19 protein-coding genes are annotated in these 17754 nt (G+C 71.4%); 15 read left to right on the top strand and 4 right to left on the bottom strand.

Features of this window, described 5'->3' with window-relative positions:
* Positions 1–187 precede the first annotated feature (187 nt).
* From VFC33_14215 to VFC33_14190, 6 genes are all read left to right on the top strand, one after another.
* Positions 188–469, top strand: coding sequence for a hypothetical protein (locus VFC33_14215; GenBank protein ID HZR14393.1), 282 nt, complete (start codon positions 188–190; stop codon positions 467–469).
* A gap of 7 nt (positions 470–476) precedes the next feature.
* Positions 477–1322: an inositol monophosphatase family protein gene (locus tag VFC33_14210; protein ID HZR14392.1), complete on the top strand. Its 846-nt coding sequence runs from the start codon at positions 477–479 to the stop codon at positions 1320–1322.
* Between the two features lie 7 nt (positions 1323–1329).
* Positions 1330–2673: an FGGY-family carbohydrate kinase gene (locus tag VFC33_14205; GenBank protein ID HZR14391.1), complete on the top strand. Its 1344-nt coding sequence runs from the start codon at positions 1330–1332 to the stop codon at positions 2671–2673.
* Entirely contained in the window at positions 2670–3176 is a 507-nt protein-coding gene (locus VFC33_14200; protein HZR14390.1) for a hypothetical protein, read from the top strand. The genes VFC33_14205 and VFC33_14200 overlap by 4 nt, the downstream gene beginning before the upstream one ends.
* Positions 3177–3214: 38 nt before the next feature.
* The gene (locus tag VFC33_14195; GenBank protein ID HZR14389.1) at positions 3215–3424 is read left to right on the top strand and encodes a ferredoxin; all 210 of its coding nucleotides are present in this window, start codon (positions 3215–3217) and stop codon (positions 3422–3424) included.
* A gap of 63 nt (positions 3425–3487) precedes the next feature.
* Positions 3488–5653, top strand: a complete 2166-nt coding sequence (locus tag VFC33_14190) for an acyl-CoA dehydrogenase (protein ID HZR14388.1) — start codon at positions 3488–3490, stop codon at positions 5651–5653.
* A gap of 108 nt (positions 5654–5761) precedes the next feature.
* Here the strand turns inward: VFC33_14190 and VFC33_14185 are convergent, their stop codons facing one another.
* On the bottom strand, positions 5762–7384 hold the full coding sequence (locus VFC33_14185) for an AMP-binding protein (protein ID HZR14387.1): 1623 nt from the start codon (positions 7382–7384) through the stop codon (positions 5762–5764).
* Between the two features lie 94 nt (positions 7385–7478).
* On the opposite strand from VFC33_14185, the gene VFC33_14180 reads away from it, so the two are divergent.
* From VFC33_14180 to VFC33_14160, 5 genes are read left to right on the top strand one after another with little or no spacing between them, the layout of a single operon-like run.
* Positions 7479–7910, top strand: a complete 432-nt coding sequence (locus VFC33_14180; protein HZR14386.1) for a MaoC/PaaZ C-terminal domain-containing protein — start codon at positions 7479–7481, stop codon at positions 7908–7910.
* Between the two features lie 21 nt (positions 7911–7931).
* On the top strand, positions 7932–8351 hold the full coding sequence (locus VFC33_14175) for a Zn-ribbon domain-containing OB-fold protein (protein ID HZR14385.1): 420 nt from the start codon (positions 7932–7934) through the stop codon (positions 8349–8351).
* Positions 8352–8384: 33 nt separating this feature from the next.
* Positions 8385–8726, top strand: coding sequence for a hypothetical protein (locus tag VFC33_14170; GenBank protein ID HZR14384.1), 342 nt, complete (start codon positions 8385–8387; stop codon positions 8724–8726).
* Positions 8727–8748: 22 nt separating this feature from the next.
* The gene (locus VFC33_14165; GenBank protein HZR14383.1) at positions 8749–9189 is read left to right on the top strand and encodes a Zn-ribbon domain-containing OB-fold protein; all 441 of its coding nucleotides are present in this window, start codon (positions 8749–8751) and stop codon (positions 9187–9189) included.
* The gene (locus tag VFC33_14160; protein ID HZR14382.1) at positions 9189–10454 is read left to right on the top strand and encodes a thiolase family protein; all 1266 of its coding nucleotides are present in this window, start codon (positions 9189–9191) and stop codon (positions 10452–10454) included. Before VFC33_14165 ends, VFC33_14160 begins: the two co-directional genes overlap by 1 nt.
* Positions 10455–10508: 54 nt before the next feature.
* On the opposite strand, the gene VFC33_14155 is transcribed toward VFC33_14160, so the two are convergent.
* Together VFC33_14155 and VFC33_14150 are read right to left on the bottom strand one after the other, a co-directional pair.
* Complete coding sequence (locus VFC33_14155) at positions 10509–11429, bottom strand: hypothetical protein (protein HZR14381.1); 921 nt, start codon at positions 11427–11429, stop codon at positions 10509–10511.
* Positions 11430–11529: 100 nt separating this feature from the next.
* A complete protein-coding gene (locus tag VFC33_14150) occupies positions 11530–12666 on the bottom strand; it encodes an acyl-CoA dehydrogenase (protein ID HZR14380.1) in 1137 nt (378 codons plus the stop codon).
* 53 nt (positions 12667–12719) lie between these two features.
* On the opposite strand from VFC33_14150, the gene VFC33_14145 reads away from it, so the two are divergent.
* Positions 12720–13913 (top strand): acyl-CoA dehydrogenase family protein, encoded by a 1194-nt coding sequence (locus tag VFC33_14145; GenBank protein ID HZR14379.1) that lies wholly within the window; start codon positions 12720–12722, stop codon positions 13911–13913.
* A 27-nt stretch (positions 13914–13940) separates the two neighbouring features.
* On the opposite strand, the gene VFC33_14140 is transcribed toward VFC33_14145, so the two are convergent.
* Positions 13941–15608, bottom strand: a complete 1668-nt coding sequence (locus VFC33_14140; protein HZR14378.1) for a D-aminoacylase — start codon at positions 15606–15608, stop codon at positions 13941–13943.
* Between the two features lie 87 nt (positions 15609–15695).
* On the opposite strand from VFC33_14140, the gene VFC33_14135 reads away from it, so the two are divergent.
* The 3 genes from VFC33_14135 to VFC33_14125 form a co-directional block, all read left to right on the top strand.
* Positions 15696–16772: an alcohol dehydrogenase catalytic domain-containing protein gene (locus tag VFC33_14135; protein ID HZR14377.1), complete on the top strand. Its 1077-nt coding sequence runs from the start codon at positions 15696–15698 to the stop codon at positions 16770–16772.
* Positions 16769–17227, top strand: a complete 459-nt coding sequence (locus VFC33_14130) for a hypothetical protein (GenBank protein HZR14376.1) — start codon at positions 16769–16771, stop codon at positions 17225–17227. Before VFC33_14135 ends, VFC33_14130 begins: the two co-directional genes overlap by 4 nt.
* Positions 17224–17754: LLM class flavin-dependent oxidoreductase (locus VFC33_14125; protein HZR14375.1), on the top strand; the 531-nt coding region annotated here is incomplete at its 3' end. The genes VFC33_14130 and VFC33_14125, both read left to right, overlap by 4 nt.

The following is a 17754-nucleotide window of genomic DNA, read 5'->3' as shown; positions in this document are numbered from 1 at the left end:
GCGAGCGCGACCACGGGGATCACCCGGCGCCGAAGGCGCCAAGAGCGGAGATGTGTCCGCGACCGACGCGGCGCGTCGGGTCGCGGTTGACGCCGGATCCTCTCGGGGTTACACCGGCCGTTCGGCAACTGTCCGGCTCGCGGCGCGTCTGCGACGCGGGTGCCCGGACGGACGGGAGGGGACGCCGATGTCGTTCGCAGCCGTCACCAACGTGAACCTGAAGGGGCGCGACCGCGCCGATGCGGAGAAGTTCCTCAACGAGGTGATGATCCCGGCGATCAAGACGTTGACCGGCTTCCAGACCGCGCGGTTCCTGCGCTCGGTCGACGGAACGACGGGCGTCGGCGCGGTGATCTTCGACTCGGAGAGCAATGCCCGTGCCGGCCTCGACCAGATGATCGCGCGACGTCCCGCCGAAGCGCCTCCGGTGGAGAGCACCGCGATCTACGAGCTCGTCGTCGAGGTCTGAACCCGACATCGCACGCTCGGGCGGCCTGCGTCGATCGTCGTTACGATCGGCCGCCATCGACGAGGACCTCGCGCTCGCGCTGCAGCTCGCCGACGACGCCGACGCGCTCACGACGGCGCGCTTTCGCGCGCGTGATCTCGTCGTCGAGACGAAGCCCGACCTGACGCCCGTCAGCGAAGCCGACCGCGCCGTCGAGCGCGCGCTCCGCGACCGACTCGCGCGCGAGCGTCCGCGCGACGCCCTCCTCGGTGAGGAGTACGGCGAGATGCCGCACGACGGCGCGCGCCGGCCGCGCGGCCGCGCCCGGCGGACATGGATCGTCGACCCGATCGACGGCACCAAGGGCTACGTGCGCGGCCTCCCCGTCTGGGCCACGCTGGTCGCGCTCGTCGAGGACGGCGTCGTGACGGTCGGGGTCGTCTCCGCGCCGGCGCTCGGCCGTCGCTGGTGGGCGTCGCGCGGTAACGGCGCGTTCGTCGACGGCGAGCCGGTGCACGTCTCGGCTGTCGCGCGCCTCGAGGACGCGCACCTGTCGATCGACGACTACACGAGCTTCGCGGCATGCGGCCTCGGCGACGCGCTGCTCGCGTTGGAGCGCCGGTGCTGGCGCTCACGCGGCTTCGGGGACTTCTGGTCCTACGTGCTCGTCGCCGAGGGCGCGGTCGACGTCGCGATCGAACCCGTCGGACTCAGTCCGTGGGACCTCGCGGCCGTCATGGTCGTCGTCGAGGAGGCTGGCGGGCGGTTCACCGATCTCAGCGGCGCAGCGCGCTTCGACGGTGGGAGCGCGGTCGCGACGAACGGTCTCCTGCACGACGACGTGCTGCGCTCGCTCCGACCTCGGGAGGCATGATTCCAGCGTGAGCAACGACGGCGAGATCACGGTCGGGATCGACATCGGCACCGGTTCCGTGAAGGCGATCGCGGCGGACGCGGACGGCAACGTCGTCGCGCGCTCGCGTGTGCCGCACGCGCTGCAGATCCCGCAACCCGACCAGATGCAGCACGACGCCGACGAGGCGTGGCGGCGAGGGCCGCGCGCCGCGCTCGAGCAGCTCGGCGACGTGCGGCCGCGTGCGGTCAGCGTCGCCGCGATGGTGCCCTCGCTCACGGCCGTCGACGCCGACGGCATCCCACGCGCGCCGGGCCTGCTCTACGGCGACGCGCGCGGACGCACGGCAGAGGCCGGAGCCGGCGTCAACCCGGCCGAGTCCGGCGAGCTCCTCGCCTTCCTCCGCTGGCTGCGCGACGCCTATCCGGGCGCGACGGGCTTCTGGCCCGCGCAGTCCGTCGCGAACCACGCGCTGTCGGGCGAGGCGGTCCTCGACACGTCGACGGCGTCGACCGCGTACCCGCTCTTCGACTGGGTCGGATGGGACGAGCAGCTCGCGAAGGATCTCGGGATCACCACCGACCAGCTGCCGCGACTCGTCCCCACCGCGTGGGAGTGCGGGCGCGTCGACGGTGACGACGGGCCGGTCCTCGCGTCCGGTTGCATCGACGCACTCGCGGAGCAGATCGTCGCGGGTGCCGACGAGGACGGCGACGTCATGGTCATCCTGGGCACGACCCTGATCGTCTGGTCCGTGACCACGAGCGAGCAGGCACCGGCGGGTCACTACGCGATCCCGCACACGACGCCGGGCAAGATGCTCGTCGGTGGCCCGAGCAACGCGGGTGGGCTCTTCGTCAACTGGGCCACCGGGTGGCTGCGCGAGTCGTCGGAGCCCGCGTCGCCCGGCGCGGTTCCGGTGTGGGCGCCGTACCCGCGCGGTGAGCGCGTCCCCTACGACGACCACACGTTGCGGGGCGCGCTGGGCCGTCTGGACCTCACGCACGACGCCGCTGCGCTGCGCCGGGCCGCCTTCGAGGCGTCCGGGTTCGTCGCGCGTCGCATGATCGACGCAACCGCCCGCGACACCGGAACGAGCCCGCGCCGGATCATCGCGACCGGAGGCGGCACGCGGGTCGACGAGTGGGTGCAGGCGCTGGCCGACTGCACCGGTCTGCCCGTCGACTGCGTCGCGGTACCCGAAGGTGGCGCGCTCGGCTCGGCCTACCTCGCCCGCATGGCCGTGGGGCTCGAGACCAACATGGCCGACGCCGGCCGATGGGCGCGCACCGGCCGTCGGGTCGAGCCCGATCCGGCATGGGCCGGGGCGGTCGCGGCGCGATACGACGAGTTCCTCGCGCTCTCGCCGTGACGCGCGCGGTCACGGCCGTCGCCGCCACGCTGCTCGTCGTCGTCAGCGGGTGCGGCGGCGGCGGCAGCGGTCGCTCGGCGCGCACGACCACGACGACCGCCCCGAACGTCGCGCCGGACGAGGCGTGCCGGCTGCTGACGCCGGCCGACGCGGCGAAGCTGTTCGGTGAGCAACCACGACGCGTCGAGGACTCGTCGCGTGTGCGCGGCGCCGCGTCCGCGTGTCTGTACGAGGCGACGAGCACGTCCGGGCAGCTGCTGCAGTTCCGGATCTACGCCGGCACGCAGTACTACGCCCGCACCGTGCACGCCGACGCGCGCGACGTGTCCGACCTCGGCGAGCAGGCGTTCGTGAGCGCGGCGGGGCCGTCGGGTCTGGTCGACTGCCAGTTCGTGAAGAGCGGCAACGTCTATGCGTTCGCGTACTCGAACCTCACCCATGACCCGAACGCGAAGAGCGACGCGCTCCTGTCGCTCGCACGTCAGGTCGCGGCGCGCCTGTGAGCGGAAGGAGGTGTGCGAGCGCAAGTAGCGTTGACGACATGGCGTTGCGCATCGAGATCGACCGAGACGCGTGCATGGGATCGGGCAACTGCGGCTTCTGGGCGCCCGGCGTGTTCGACCTCGACGACGACGGCATCGCGATCGTGACCAACCCCGACGGCGAGCCCGAGGACAAGATCATCCACGCCGCGCAGGGATGCCCGACCCAGGCGATCTCGGTCTACCGGGGCGACGAGCGCATCGCCTGACGCACGCCGCGCCGCTCCGCGTTCCCTGACGCCGGGGTCAGGTACGGGCCTAACATCGCCCGCATGCCCATCGGGATCTCCGAAGACCACGAGTCGCTGCACGAGGCCGTCCGCGGCTGGGTCGAACGGCACTGCCCGCCCGCCGTGCCGCGCGCGCTGCTCGACGCCGAGCGCGAGGACATGCCCTCGTTCTGGCACGCGCTGCGCGAGCAGGGCTGGCTCGGACTCCACGTCGACGAGGTGTACGGCGGCGAGGGCTACGGCATCCCCGAGCTCGCTGTCGTGCTCGAGGAGCTCGGGCGCGCCGTCGCCCCCGGGCCGTTCCTCCCGACGGTGCTCGCATCGGCCCTGCTGCAGCTGGCGGACAAGGAGATCGCGGCGGGCCTCGTTCCCGCGCTTGCCGACGGCTCGACCGTTGGCACCGTCGCGCTCGACGGCGCGCTCGACGCGCAGGACGCCGACGGCGGGCTGCGCGTGTCAGGCACGGTGTCGCCGGTGTTGTCCGGGCACCTCGCCGGACTCGTCGTCGCGCGCGCGGGCGACACGTGGTGCGTCCTGGTCGAGGGTGAGTTCACGGCGCGCGAGCTGAAGAGCCTCGACCTCGTCCGTCGTGTCGCGGAGATCACGGTCGCGGACGTCGTCGTCCCCGCATCACGTCAGCTGCGTGAGCTCGACGACATGCGTGTGCGCGAGCTCGCCGTCACGCTGTTCGCCGCCGAGGCGGTTGGTGGCGCGCAATGGTGCGTCGACACGTCGGCCGAGTACGTGAAGGTCCGTCAGCAGTTCGGCCGGCCGGTCGGGCAGTTCCAGGGGCCGAAGCACCGGTGCTCCGACATGCTCGCCCAGACCGAGCTCGCCCGCGCCGCCGCGTGGGACGCAGCGCGCGCCGCGACGGAGCCGGACGTCGCGCCGCTGACCGCGGCGGCCGCGGCGAGCCTCGCCATCGATGCCTTCGCGCACTGCGCGAAGGACTGCATCCAGAACCACGGCGGCATCGGGTTCACCTGGGAGCACGACGCGCACATGTACCTGCGCCGCGCGCTCGTCACCCGCCAGCTGCTCGGACCGTCGAGCGCGTGGCGCGTGCGCGCGGCCCGGCTCGCGCTCGACGGCGCGCGACGCGCCCTGACCGTCGACCTGCCGCCCGAGGCCGAGGCGCTGCGCGAGGAGCTGCGGTCGTTCCTCGCCGGGCTCGAACCGCTCGACGCGCAGGAGCGGCGCAACCGGCTCGCCGAGGCGGGCTACGTCGTGCCGAGCTGGCCGAAGCCGTGGGGGCGGGATGCCGACGCGCTCGAGCAGCTCGTCATCGCCGAGGAGATGAAGCGGGCCAGGATCCGCATCCCGTCGATCGCGGTCGGCGCGTGGGCGTTGCCGACGCTCATCGTGTATGGGACCGCCGAGCAGCAGGAGCGGTGGATCATGCCGACGCTGCGCGGCGAGATCAACTGGTGCCAGCTGTTCAGCGAGCCGGGAGCAGGTTCGGACCTCGCGTCGCTCACGACGCGCGCGACGCGCGTCGAGGGCGGCTGGGTGCTCAACGGGCAGAAGGTGTGGACGTCGATGGCGCGCGAAGCGGACTGGGGCATCTGCCTCGCGCGCACGAACCCCGACGCGCCGAAGCACGACGGCATCAGCTGCTTCATGCTCGACATGCGAACACCGGGGATCGACATCCGTCCGCTCCGCGAGCTCACCGGCGAAGCGTGGTTCAACGAGGTGTTCTTCGACGACGTGTTCGTCCCCGAGGACTGCCTCGTCGGACGCGAGCACGACGGTTGGCGTGCCGCGCGCACCACGCTCGCGAACGAGCGCGTGTTCATGGGGAGCGGGTCGTCGATCGGCTACGGCGTCGAGGGGTTGCTGCGCCTGCTGCAGTCGACCGGCGCCGTCGAGCACGAGGTCGCGCTCGACCAGGTGGGCGGGTTCGTCTGCGAGGCGCACGCGCTCGCGGTGCTCGGCTTCCGGTTGACGTTGAAGGCGCTCGCGGGTGCCGACCCGAGCGGTTCGGAAGCCGCGGTGCGCAAGCTGCTGGGCGCGGAGCACGACCAGCGCGTGCAAGAGGTCGGCCTCGAGATGCTCGGCGGCGCGGGCGCGGTCCACGACGGCGACGCCTCGATGTGGATCCACGGCTTCTTGTTCAACCGCTGCCTCACGATCGCGGGGGGCACGACCGACGTGCAGCGCAACGTCATCGCCGAGCGGCTGCTGGGACTGCCTCGCGACCCGTGATCGCCCCTGCGTTCTGTGAAGCGTGAGCGCGCCTCTGTGGCGGTGACGCTTCACAGGAGGCTGCCTGCTGCCGATGGTGCAGGCATGAAGCGGCTGTGCAACTGACGGTCAGCCTTCGCGCCGCAGCTCCTCGCGCAGCACGAACTTCTTGACCTTGCCCGACGGTGTGCGCGGCATCTCGTCGATCGCCCGCAGCTCCTCTGGCCACTTCTGCCGCGCGAGACCGGCGGCATCGAGGTGCGCGCGTACGTCCGTGAGCGAGGGCACCTCGCGACCGGGCAGCACGCGCACGAACGCGCACGCGTGCTCACCGAGACGCGCGTCCGGCGCGGCCACGACCGCGACCTCCGCGACGCCCGGCATGCGCGCGAGGAGGTCCTCCACCTCGGCCGCGCTGATGTTCTCGCCGCCGCGGATGATGATGTCCTTCTTGCGGTCGGTGATCGTCAGGTAGCCGTCGGCGTCGAGCACGCCGATGTCGCCGCTCGCGTACCAGCCGGCCGCGTCGAACGCCGCGTCGGTGATCGTGGGATCGGTGTAGCCCACGCACAGGTCGGGACCGCGACTCCAGATCTCGCCTGCTTCGCCGGCTGGCACGTCACGCCCGGCGTCGTCGACGAGGCGGATCTCGACGCCCGCGAGCACGCGCCCGTCCGTGAAGTTCCGCTTCGCGCGTCGCTCCTCGTGCGACGCGCCCGTCGTCGACGGGTGCTCGGTCGAGCCGTACGACCGAGTGATCGAGATCCCGAGCGCCTCGGCCCGCTCCGCGACCGACGCGGGAACCGACGACCCGCCCAGCCCGACCGCGCCGATCAACTCGCGATGCCGGTCCGTGCAGTCGGGGTGCTCGAGCAGGCTCTGGAGGAAGTACGTCGAGCCGCTCCCCGCGGTCAGGTCGGCCTCCTCCATCGCGGCGAGCACGGTCGCCGGGTCCCACACGTCGGTCAGATGGATCGACTGACCGCGCACGAGCGGCGTCAGCAGGCCGGCCTGCATGCCGATCGCGTGGCCGACGGGCGCACCGACGAGCATCGGCCGCGGGCCCGGCATCGCGTTCATCTCGACGACCTGGTGCAGCTCGGCGACGAGCGTGCGGTGCGAGTGCACGACGCCCTTCGGGTTGGCCGTCGTGCCCGACGTGTAGCCGATGACCGCCGGGGCGTCGGGGTCGACCTCGTTCGGGTGTGCGAGCCGCTCGTGCCCGAGCACGTCGTCGAACGCGACCGTGCCCGACGGCGTGTCACCCACGGTGACGACGAGCTCGAGGTCCGGGAGCTCGTCGCGCATCGAGGCCAGGTTGGCAAGGTAGTCGTTGTGCCCGAAACGGTCGGCGGTGATCAGCACTCGCGCGCGTGTCTCGCGCAGGATGTGGCGCACCTCCCTCGTGCCGTAGAAGTGCACGATCGGCACGAGCACGCTGCCGAGCATCGTGACGCCGTAGAAGGTCACCGCGGCTTCGATCCAGTTCGGGATCTGGAACGCGACGACGTCGTCCGCGCCGATGCCGCGCGCCGCGAGCCCACCCGCGAGCCGTTGCGCGCGGTCGCGCACGTCGCCGATGGTGGTGGTGACGGGGCGCTCGCGTGACCAGACCCGGAAGACGAGCTCCGGATGTGCGGTGACGCCGTCGATGACGAGATCCGCGAGTGTCTCGTCGGTCCACAGGCGCTCACGCCGGTAGCGGCGGACGAGGTCCTCGGGGACGGTCCGCAGCCGCCAATCGGGCACCATGGACGGGAGCGTACCGACACCGTTCACAAGTTGACAGCCGTGTCAGGGAACGGGTAGCAACCCGACCCCCGCCCGAGTCAGGGAGCGCGCCGCCATGGCCGAGCAGAAGCTCTTCTACGAGGACGTGAAGGAGGGCGACGCCGCGCCCGAGCTCACGCATCAGCTCACGCGCACGGACCTCGTCATGTACGCGGGCGCGTCCGGTGACTTCAACCCGATGCACACCGACCAGGTCGCGGCGCAGGAAGCGGGCCTCCCGGGCGTGTTCGGCCACGGCATGTTCACGGCGGGGCTTCTCGGCAAGGCGCTCACCGACTACGTCGGCGTCGGGAACCTGAAGACGTACAAGGTGCGGTTCACGAAGCAGACGTGGCCCGGCGAGACGCTGAAGACGTCGATCACGGTGAAGGCCAAGCGCGACGAAGGCGGCGAGCATCTCGTGGACCTCGACTGCCTCGTCGTGAACCAGGACGGCGAGTCGAAGCTCCAGGGAGAGGCGACGGCGTCACTCCCGAGCCGGGTCTGACGTCGGCGGGAACGAACCTCGATGGCGCGGCCCGCGATGCGCTTCGACCTGCCGAGCCCGGACAACGAGACGCGTCCGTTCTGGGACGCGGCGCGCGACGGTCGTCTGATCGTCAAGCACTGCCAGGACTGCGGTGAGTACTCGTTCTACCCGCGGCCGTTCTGCCCGAAGTGCTGGAGCCCGCGCGTCGAGTGGGCCGAGGTCAGCGGAAAGGCGACGCTGTACACGTGGTCCGTCGTCCACGTGAACGACCTGCCCCCGTTTCCCGAGCGCGTGCCGTACGTCGCCGCGATCGTCGAGCTCGACGAGGGCCCGCGGATGATGACGAACGTCGTCGACTGCGCCTTCGACGACCTGCGCGTCGGCATGCCGGTCGAGGTGACGTTCCGCCCGACGAGCGACGAGTTCACGCTGCCGTTGTTCCGCCCGGCCACGGCGTGACCGCGCGGGCCCGTCCGGCGTCATGATGAGGGCATGACGTACCAGGACTTCAACTTCCCGTTCGAGGGACCGCTGCACGAGGTCTTCCCGGCGTTGCACGCCGCGCAGAACTCGTACATGGCCCAGATCGACTCGCTGCGCGCGCCCGACCGCAAGACGCACGAGCTCATCCGGCTCGTGTGCACGGTGGTGCTGCGGAACCCGCCCGGGATCCAGCGTCACGCGATGCTCGCTCGCGAGGTCGGCGCGACGTGGGAGGAAGTCCTCGGCTCGATCATGTTGACGATCCCCGGCTTCGGGTTGCTGCCGGCCGTCGAGGCCATCCCCTCGGCGCGGCGCGGCTTCGACGCCGCGCCACCCGCGGAGGCCGACTGACGTGACCGAGGTAGGTGAGCGCGTGTCCGACGAGACGGCGGTGCCGTTCCGGATGCTGCCCCGGCTCGACGACCGCAACCGGTTCTTCTGGACGTCGGGTGCAGACGGCCGTCTGCGCTTCCTGCGCTGCCAGGACTGCGGGTACTACGTGCACCCGCCGACGCCGCGGTGCCCGAAGTGCCTCTCGAAGGACGTCGTCCCCGAGCCGGTGTCCGGACGAGCGACGGTCGCGACGTACTCGATCAACCACCAGCCGTGGATGCCCGGTCCCGAGTTGCCGTACGTCGTGGCGATCGTCGAGATCGTCGAGCAGCCCGACGTGCGGCTCACCACGAACATCGTCGGGTGCGCGCCGGACGACGTGACGATCGGCATGCCCGTGCGCGTCGTCTTCGAGCGCCATCCCGACGACCCCGACGACGTGTACCTGCCGCTGTTCGAGCCGGACGGGAAGGGCGCGTGATGGCGGCCGACAACGGCGCGAACGAGATCATCGAGCGGCGCGCGTGCATCACCGGGGCCGGACAGTCCGAGATCGGCCGTCGCCTGTTCCGCGACCCGCTCGACCTGACGCTCGACGCGTGTCTCGCGGCGATCGACGACGCCGGGTTGACGGTCGCCGACATCGACGGTCTGTCGACGTACCCGGGGCCGATGGACGTCCCGCCGGGGTTCTCGGGCGCGGGCGCGTACGACGTGATGGACGCGCTGCGTCTTTCCGTTGGTTGGTACAACAGCGGCCTCGAGACGTCGGGCCAGCTCGGTTCCGTCATCAACGCGTGTCTCGCGGTCGCGTCCGGACTCGCCACGCACGTCGTGTGCTTCCGCAGCGTGTGGGAGGGCAGCGCGCAGGGCGCCAAGGGTCGCTCCGCGGTGATGCCGGGCGGTGGCGGTGACGGCGGGGGCGGCAGCGGTGGCGGCGGGGGTGGTGGCGGTGGTCCGGTGCGGATCCCGCGCGCGGGCGGCTTCCAGCAGTGGACGTTGCCGTTCTCGGCGCCGTCCGCCGCGATCTGGATCGGGATGTTCGCCCAGCGTCACTTCCACCAGTACGGGACGACGCGCGACCAGCTCGCGCAGATCGCGTTGAACGCGCGGAAGAACGCGGCGCTGAACCCGAACGCGATCTACACCGACCCCATGTCGATGGACGACTACTTCGCGGCGCGCATGATCTCGACGCCGTTCTGCCTCTTCGACTGCGACGTTCCGTGCGACGGCGCCACCGCGGTCGTCGTGTCGCGTCGTGACGCGGCCGACGGATTGCGCAAGACGCCGATCCAGGTCGAGGCGGTGGGCGCCGCGATCCGCGGCCGTCCGTCGTGGGACCAGTTCGACGACCTGTCGACGATGGCGAACCGCGACGCGGGCGCGCAGCTGTGGACGCGCACCGATCTGCGCCCGTCCGATGTGCAGATCGCCGAGCTCTACGACGGGTTCAGCTTCCTCACGATGAGCTGGCTGGAGGCGCTCGGGCTGTGCGGTGTGGGGGAGAGCGGCCCGTTCGTCGAGGGTGGCGCGCGCATCGCGCGCGACGGCGAGCTCCCGCTCAACACGCACGGCGGGCAGCTCTCGGGCGGACGGTTGCACGGCTACGGGTTCCTGCACGAGGCGTGCGTGCAGCTCTGGGGCGAGGCCGGCGACCGCCAGGTGCCGAGCCGACCGGAGGTCGCGATCGCGGCGGCGGGCGGCGGCAACACCTGTGGCTGCCTCCTCCTGACGCACCGCTAGCCACAATTGTGGTTCGGCGCGCCTATGTGGCGCCGAACCACAAGAGTGACGAGGTCACGCGGCGAGCGCCGTACGAATCGCGGCGACGAGGTCCGTCGGATCGCGGACGTCCGCGGCGGTCGCGTGGAAGACCTGCCAGCCGAGCGCCTGGATGCGGTTCCGTCGAGCGAGATCGCGCTCGTGTTGCCCGCGACCACTGTGGTGCTCGTAGCTGTCGTACTCGATCGCGAGACGGCGTTCGGGATACGCCGCGTCGACGCGCGCGACGAAGTGCGGGCCGTCGCAGATGTCGAACTGGAGTACCGGGTCCGGGAGACCACGACGGCGCAGGGCGCGGACGAGCCGGCGCTCGGGGATGCTCTCGGGACCGCGGCCTGAAGGATCGCGTGCGCGGAGCACGGCACGGATGACTTGGCGGCCACGACGCCCGGGTCGGTCGAGGTCGATGGCCCGCTTCGCAAGACGGTCGATCGTTGTCAGGCCGCGCCGGAGCGCGTCGTCGACCGCCTCTTCGAGCGCCGCGAATCCCAGGTAGCGACCGAGGTCGATGAGCGTGCGGTCGATGGTGGTGACCGGGATGTCGTCCCTCGTCGTTCGGTCCGAGTCGGGGAGATCGATGGACTGGTGACATGCGACGCCGGGCAAGCGGTGCCACCGCGGTCCGTGGACCATCACCTCGAGCCGTCCGGGCTCCAGACCGGGCAGGCCCCACACGAGCCCGGCGGCGCGGTGCGATGCGAGCGCCGTTCCGCTCGTCGCGAGGCACGCGGCGAGCAGGTCCTGATGCCAGTCCGGCGGGTAGCCCTCGATCCGGTAGACGCCAGGACGCATCTTCGTCCACCGCCGCTGGGCGAGGCGCCGGCGAACGATCGTGCCCGTTGCGCCGAGCGCGACGAGCTGCTCGTACGTGACGAGCCCGCGTTGCGAGCTCGCGATCGCGGCGACAGCCGCATCGAACCCTGGCCCGGTGCCCATGATCAGACATGCAACCAGCGGGGTGTGTCAGTAACCGCCTCAATTGTGGTTCAGCGCTCGTTGAGCGCGCTGAACCACAATTGAGAATTGAGGAACGGGCTCAGCCGTCGAGCGCGATCGAGGCGAGCTCGGCGAGGTGGTCGTCGCTGGTGCCGCCGACCTGCCTGAGCGACATCAGCCGCTTCAGATAGAGGTGGATGTCATGCTCCCAGGTGAAGCCGACGCCGCCGAAGACCTGGAGCGCGCTCGCGCCCACCCGGTAGAGCTCGTCCGACGCGAACGCCTTCGCCATCGTCGCGGCGCGGTGGCGCTCGCACGCGTCGGCGGCGTCCAGGGCCCAGCACGCGTAGTACGCGCCGGCGCGAGCCAGCTCGACGGCCTGGAGCATGTCCGCGCAGAGGTGCTGGACGGCCTGGAACGATCCGATTGGCCGCCCGAACTGCTCGCGTGCCTTCGCGTACTCCACCGCGAGCTCCAACGCGCGCGCTGCCGCGCCTACGCCGTCGACCACGTCGGCCACCGCGAGCCGGTCGACGACCTGCGCGACGGCACCCGTTGCACAACCACCGCCGCTGTTGCCGCGGTCGTCGTCGCCCAGACGGCGTGCACGCGCACCGTCGAGCACGACGGTGGCCTCCTTGCGCGTGCCGTCGACGGTCGGCGTCGCGTCGACCGCGACCGCGGGATCGGCCGCGTCGACGGCGAAGACGCCGAGCTCGCCGTCCGCGCCGCTCGCGACGACGAACACGACGTCGGCCGCGGACGCGTCGCGGACGTGCACCTTCGTCCCGTCGACGCGCCACTCGTCGTCCGCGACGCGTGTCGCGCGCGTCACCGGCGAGCGCCATTGGTACCGGCGCGCCGGCTCGAGCAGCGCGACCGTGCCGACCGTCTCGCCGGAAGTGAGCGCGGCCATCCACGTCTCGCGGTCACGCTCGGTCCCCGCCAGCGCGACGACGCCGACCGCACCGACCGCCGACGAGGTGAACGGGCCGGGGTGCACCGCTCGGCCCAGCTCCTCGAGCACGACCGCCGTGTCGACCATCGCAGTCGCGCTCGACGGATCGGCGAGCGCGGTCACACCGAGCGATGCGAGCCCTCGCCAGACGTCGTCGCTCGTGCCGCGCGCGTCGTCGAGCATCGACCGGACGTACGGCGACACGGGCGCTCGCTCGGAGAGGAAGCGCCGAACCGTGGCGCGCAGCTGTTCCTGCTCGGGCGAGAATTCGAGATCCAACGCGACTCTCCAGACCTGACGGGGGCGTCAGGGTAACGAGTAGGGTCGGCGCCATGCACCTGCGCTACGGCGAGGCCGAGGAGGCGTTCCGCGCGGAGCTCGTCGCGTGGCTGGACGCGAACGTCCCGCCGCCCGAGGTCCTAGCTCAGCCGAAGCTGTCGAGCGCGAACCTCACCGACTGGTCGCGCGCGTGGCAGCGGACGCTGTTCGACGCGGGCTGGCTCGTTCCCGGCTGGCCGCCCGAGCTCGGCGGCCGGAACGCGACGCCGACGCAGCAGATGATCTACTTCGAGGAGTTCAAGAAGCGGGAGATCCCTCGCAGCCTCAACCCGCAGGGTCTCGGGATCATCGCCCCGTCGATCAAGGACTACGGCACCGACGCGCAACGCGAGCGGTTCCTCCTCCCAACGCTGCGCGCCGAGATCGCATGGTGTCTCGGTATGAGCGAACCGGCCGCCGGAAGCGATCTCGCGAGCCTTCGGACGCGCGCCGTGCTCGACGGGGATCACTTCGTCGTCAACGGGCAGAAGGTGTGGACGTCCGGTGCGCATCACGCTGACTGGTGCCTGTGCTTCGTGCGCACGGATCCCGACGCGCCGAAGCACCGTGGCATCAGCGCGCTCATCATCGACATGCGGACGCCGGGTGTCGAGGCGCGCCCCTTCGCCGAGCTCTCCGATCCCGACTACCTCGACTTCAACGAGGTCTTCTTCACCGATGCCGTCGTCCCCGCCGAGAACCTGCTCGGCGAGCTCAACAAGGGATGGCCGATCACGCAGGGGTCGCTCGCACACGAGCGGGCGATGCTGTGGATCGACTACGCGTACGACATGGACCGCGCGGTCCAGAAGCTCGTCGCGCTCGGTGCGGAGCCCGGTCCGGACGGCCGACCGCTCCGCGAGGACGCGCGCTTCCGTGACGAGGTCGCCGGCTTCGCGATCGATGCGCAGGCGCTGACGCTCATGGGCTACCGCGGCTTCTCGAAGTTCATGCGGGGGAAGGCGTCCCCGGAGCACTCGCTCCTGAAGCTGTACGGCAGCGAGTCGGTGCAGAAGTGCCTCGACGCCGGTGCGGAGGCGCTCGGCGCCGCGGGCATCGACTCCTCGTTCCGCGGGCCGTCCCTGTGGAGGGACGGCGCGTGGATCGTGCAGTGGATGCGTTCGTTCTCCGGGACGATCCCGGGCGGCACGAGCGAGATCCAGCGCAACATCATCGCCGAGCGCGTCCTCGGCCTCCCGCGCGCCTGACGACCAGGCGCCGCAGTTGCCGTCGCGTCAGCTACGCAGCAGCGCGCCCGGGCGCGTTTCGACCGCCTCGGGCAGCGGCTTGCCGTCGGCGTGGATCGGCGTGCCGTTGACGACGACGTGCGCGATGCCCTCGGGTCCGTCGGCGACCAGACGCTCGGCGCCGGCGGGGAAGTCGCGCACGCGACGCAGCGGCCCGGGCGCGACCGCGTCGGGGTCGAGCACGACGACGTCGGCCGTCATGCCCTCCGCGATCACACCGCGGTCGCGCAGGCCGAACACGCGCGCGGGCTCGGCGGTGAGCTTGTGGATCGCGCGCTCGAAGCTCAACGCGCCGCGCTCGCGCACCCAGTTGCCCAGCAGGTCGGTGGGCAGGCACGCGTCGCACAGCTGGCTGACGTGCGCGCCCGAGTCGGCGAGGCCGAGCATCATCCCGTCGGTCCGCAACAGCTCCGCGATGAGGTCGTCGTCGTCGTTCGCCACGACCTGCCGGAACCGGGTGTCGAGGTCTTCCGACAGCGCGACCTCGACCATCACGTCGAGCGGCGCGCACCCGCGCTCCGCCGCGACTTCCGACAGCGGACGCCCCACCAGCTCGGGATGGGTCGACGTCTCCGCGACCGACACGAGGTGCCAGCGCGGCCGCAGGAACCGACCGTGGTCGAGCTCGTCCTGTGCACGTGCGCGCCACGACGCGTCCGCGTACCGGGCCGCGCGCTCGGACGGGGGCAACGCGAGGATCTCGCCGAAGATCGGCACGACCTGGAACGTGAACGGCTCGCGCAGGTTGAACTGGAACGTCAGCGGGCGGCAGCTCACCTGGGGCCACACGTCCGAGCCCTTCGCGCGCTCAGCCGTGTTCAGCTCGGCCATCGACGCCGCCCACGGCGTGCCCTTCATCGTCAGCAGCGCGGTCCAGGTCATCGGCACGCCGACCTCGCGCTGCAGCTCGTACAACCGTTGGTGCGTCAGCGCAGGCCCCGGGATGATCTCGACGACGCCCTTGCCCGCCTCGCCGAGCACGCGGATCAGCGTCTCCATCTCCTCGGCGCTCGCGAGCCGTGACGGGACCGGACGGCCGGCGTCGCCCGCGTGCGTGGGGGAGAGGCTCGTCGCGAACCCGGCCGCGCCGGCGTCCAGCGACTCGCGCACGACGCTCGCCATGCGCGCGATCTCGTCGGACGTCGCCTCGCGGTCGTAGCCGTCGTCGCCCATGACCCAGAGTCGCACCGCGGTGTGCCCGACGTAGCACGCGTAGTTGAGCACCGTGCCGCGCCGCTCGACCGCGTCGAGGTACTGCCCGAACGTCTCCCAGTCCCACGGCAGCCCGGCTTCGAGCGCGGCGAGGCTCATGTCCTCCACGTGCTCGAGCGTGCGTGCCATCAGCCCGCGGTGCTCGGGACGGCACGGCGCGAGGCTGAACCCGCAGTTCCCGGCGACCACGGTCGTCACGCCGTGCCAGCACGACGGCGTGAGCGCCGGGTCCCAGAACACCTGCGCGTCGTAGTGCGTGTGCACGTCGACGAAGCCGGGCGTGACGGCCATCCCCGACGCGTCGAGCTCCCGCGCGGCACCGGCGTCGATCGAGTCGCCGATCGCGGTGATGCGGTCACCGGTGATCGCGACGTCGGCGCGCCGGCCCGGCGCACCCGTCCCGTCGACGACCGTCCCGCCCCTGATGACGACGTCCGCAGCCATGGCACACCTCTCGCGCTCGACCGGTCCCGACAGTCTGGCCCACCGCCAACCTTGACGCTCGTGTCAGGTTTGACCACACTGCCCCGCATGGCGTCGACCCTCCCTGCGACCGTTCCGTCCACGATGCGCGCGGCCGTCTACAAGGGCGACCGGCGCGTCGAGGTCGAGGACCGGCCCGTCCCGGATCTCGGCCCGCACGACGTCCTCCTCGAGGTCAGTCACTGCGGGATCTGCGGGTCGGACATCCACCACTTCCTCGAGGGTTGGGGCGCGCGGAACGCGATCGGCGGGCACGAGTTCTCGGGCGTCGTCGTCGCGACCGGTCCGGAGGTCACCGACTGGCACGCCGGCGACGAGGTCATCGGCGGCCCGTCGCCCAAGTGCGGCGAGTGCGAGTTCTGCCGGGCCGGCCGGCCGTCGCTGTGCTCGGGCCGCAAGCCCGTCGGCGAGGGCGGTGGGTTCCAGGGCGCCTTCGCCGACTACGTGAAGGTGCTCGACGCCGAGCTGATCCGCGTGCCGGAGAACGTGTCCTTGCGTCACGCGGCGCTCACGGAGCCGCTCGCGGTCGCGCTGCACGGCATCACGCGCAGCGGCGTGCAACCGGGTCAGCGCGCGCTCGTGACCGGCGCGGGCCCGATCGGCTCGCTGACGGTCGCCGCGCTGATCGCGAAGGGGATCACGGACGTCGTCGTGAGCGAGCCGTCCGAGGCGCGCCGCGCGCTGTGCGAACGGCTCGGCGCGCGCACCGTCCTCCCCGACGAGCTCGTCGGCCCGCCGTCGCCCAACTACCTCGTCGACGAGCCGTTCGACGTCGCGCTCGAGTGCTCCGGCAACGCGCGCGCGATGGAGACGGCGCTCGAGCAGCTGAAGCGGACCGGCACGCTCGTGCTCGTCGGCGCGGGCATCCAGCCGCCGCGCTTCAACCCGAGCCGCATCCTGCTGCAGGAGCTCGTGATCACGGGTGCGTTCTGCTACGACGGCGACGGGTTCGACGCCGCGCTCGCGCTGCTCGCGTCACCCGGCTTCCCGCGCGACGAGCTCGTCGAGGCGGACGACATCGGACTGGAGGCACTGTTCGACGCGGTCGAGCGGCTCCACGAGGGCGCGATCCCGGCGAAGGTGCTCGTCGCGCCGCGCAGATCCCGGGAGGGAGCGAAGACATGAGCGGAATCGAGTGGACGCGCAAGCCGCGGTTCAACCACGTGGCGATGAGCGTGCCGTCCGAGCTGCTGGAGCCCGCCGGCCGCAAGCTCCTGACCGACTTCTACGGCGAGGTGTTCGGCTGGCAGGAGTTCCCGACCGAGACGGTCGACGGCCGGAAGCTCGTGTTCGGCTGCTACGACATCGACCAGTTCGTGTTCCTCATCGCGGACGACCCGCCGATGACGTGCCCGCGGCTCGATCACTTCGGATTCGCCGTGTACTCCCGGGACGACTTCGACGGCATCCTGACCCGCGCCAAGGCGTACCGCGAGCACGATGAGCGCGTCGACATCATCGACGAGGAGCTCGAGGACCACGGGATGCTCTCGATCACGAACTGCTACGTGCGCTACCTCCTCCCGATGATGGTCGAGGTCCAGTGGTGGCAGTTCGCGGACACGAGCGCGAAAGCGTGAGCGCGGCCGGCATCGAGTACGGCGCGTTCGTCCCCCAGGGGTGGAAGCTCGAGTACTCCGGCGTGTCCGCAACGGACGCGTGGGAGCGCTCCAAGCAGGTCGCGCGCGAGGCGGAGCAGCTCGGCTACGACCACCTCTGGGTGTACGACCACGTCGAGACCGTCCCGCGCCGCGAGCCGACCCACGTGTTCGAGGCGTTCACCACGCTCGCCGCGATCGCGCAGGTCACCTCGACGATCCGTCTCGGGCAGCTCGTCACGTGCGCGGCCTACCGGAACGCAGGCCTGCTCGCCAAGGAGGCCGCGTGCGTCGACGTGTTCTCCGGCGGTCGGCTGATCCTCGGTCTCGGCGCGGGCTGGTACCGCCGCGAGTACGAGGCGTACGGCTACGACTTCCCGTCCGCGGGTGAGCGCCTGCAGGTCCTCGACGAGACGCTGACGGTCGTGAAGCGGATGTGGACCGAGGAGACCGTCACCTTCGACGGCAAGCACCTGCACTTCGACGGCGCGTACTGCGACCCGAAGCCG

The sequence above is a fragment of the Acidimicrobiia bacterium genome (genome assembly GCA_035651955.1).
Lineage (GTDB): Bacteria > Actinomycetota > Acidimicrobiia > IMCC26256 > JAMXLJ01 > JAMXLJ01.
This window is presented reverse-complemented; position numbering and strand designations above follow the sequence as displayed.

What these genes read in the sequence shown, in the direction of transcription:
- VFC33_14180 (HZR14386.1), top strand. Translation starts at nt 7,479, where the DNA reads ATGGCCGAGCAGAAGCTCTTCTACGAGGACGTGAAGGAGGGCGACGCC.
- VFC33_14195 (HZR14389.1), top strand. Translation starts at nt 3,215, where the DNA reads ATGGCGTTGCGCATCGAGATCGACCGAGACGCGTGCATGGGATCGGGC.
- VFC33_14145 (HZR14379.1), top strand. Translation starts at nt 12,720, where the DNA reads ATGCACCTGCGCTACGGCGAGGCCGAGGAGGCGTTCCGCGCGGAGCTC.
- VFC33_14170 (HZR14384.1), top strand. Translation starts at nt 8,385, where the DNA reads ATGACGTACCAGGACTTCAACTTCCCGTTCGAGGGACCGCTGCACGAG.
- VFC33_14215 (HZR14393.1), top strand. Translation starts at nt 188, where the DNA reads ATGTCGTTCGCAGCCGTCACCAACGTGAACCTGAAGGGGCGCGACCGC.
- VFC33_14175 (HZR14385.1), top strand. Translation starts at nt 7,932, where the DNA reads ATGGCGCGGCCCGCGATGCGCTTCGACCTGCCGAGCCCGGACAACGAG.
- VFC33_14140 (HZR14378.1), bottom strand. Translation starts at nt 15,608, where the DNA reads ATGGCTGCGGACGTCGTCATCAGGGGCGGGACGGTCGTCGACGGGACG.
- VFC33_14155 (HZR14381.1), bottom strand. Translation starts at nt 11,429, where the DNA reads ATGGGCACCGGGCCAGGGTTCGATGCGGCTGTCGCCGCGATCGCGAGC.
- VFC33_14130 (HZR14376.1), top strand. Translation starts at nt 16,769, where the DNA reads ATGAGCGGAATCGAGTGGACGCGCAAGCCGCGGTTCAACCACGTGGCG.
- VFC33_14160 (HZR14382.1), top strand. Translation starts at nt 9,189, where the DNA reads ATGGCGGCCGACAACGGCGCGAACGAGATCATCGAGCGGCGCGCGTGC.
- VFC33_14135 (HZR14377.1), top strand. Translation starts at nt 15,696, where the DNA reads ATGGCGTCGACCCTCCCTGCGACCGTTCCGTCCACGATGCGCGCGGCC.
- VFC33_14190 (HZR14388.1), top strand. Translation starts at nt 3,488, where the DNA reads ATGCCCATCGGGATCTCCGAAGACCACGAGTCGCTGCACGAGGCCGTC.
- VFC33_14185 (HZR14387.1), bottom strand. Translation starts at nt 7,384, where the DNA reads ATGGTGCCCGATTGGCGGCTGCGGACCGTCCCCGAGGACCTCGTCCGC.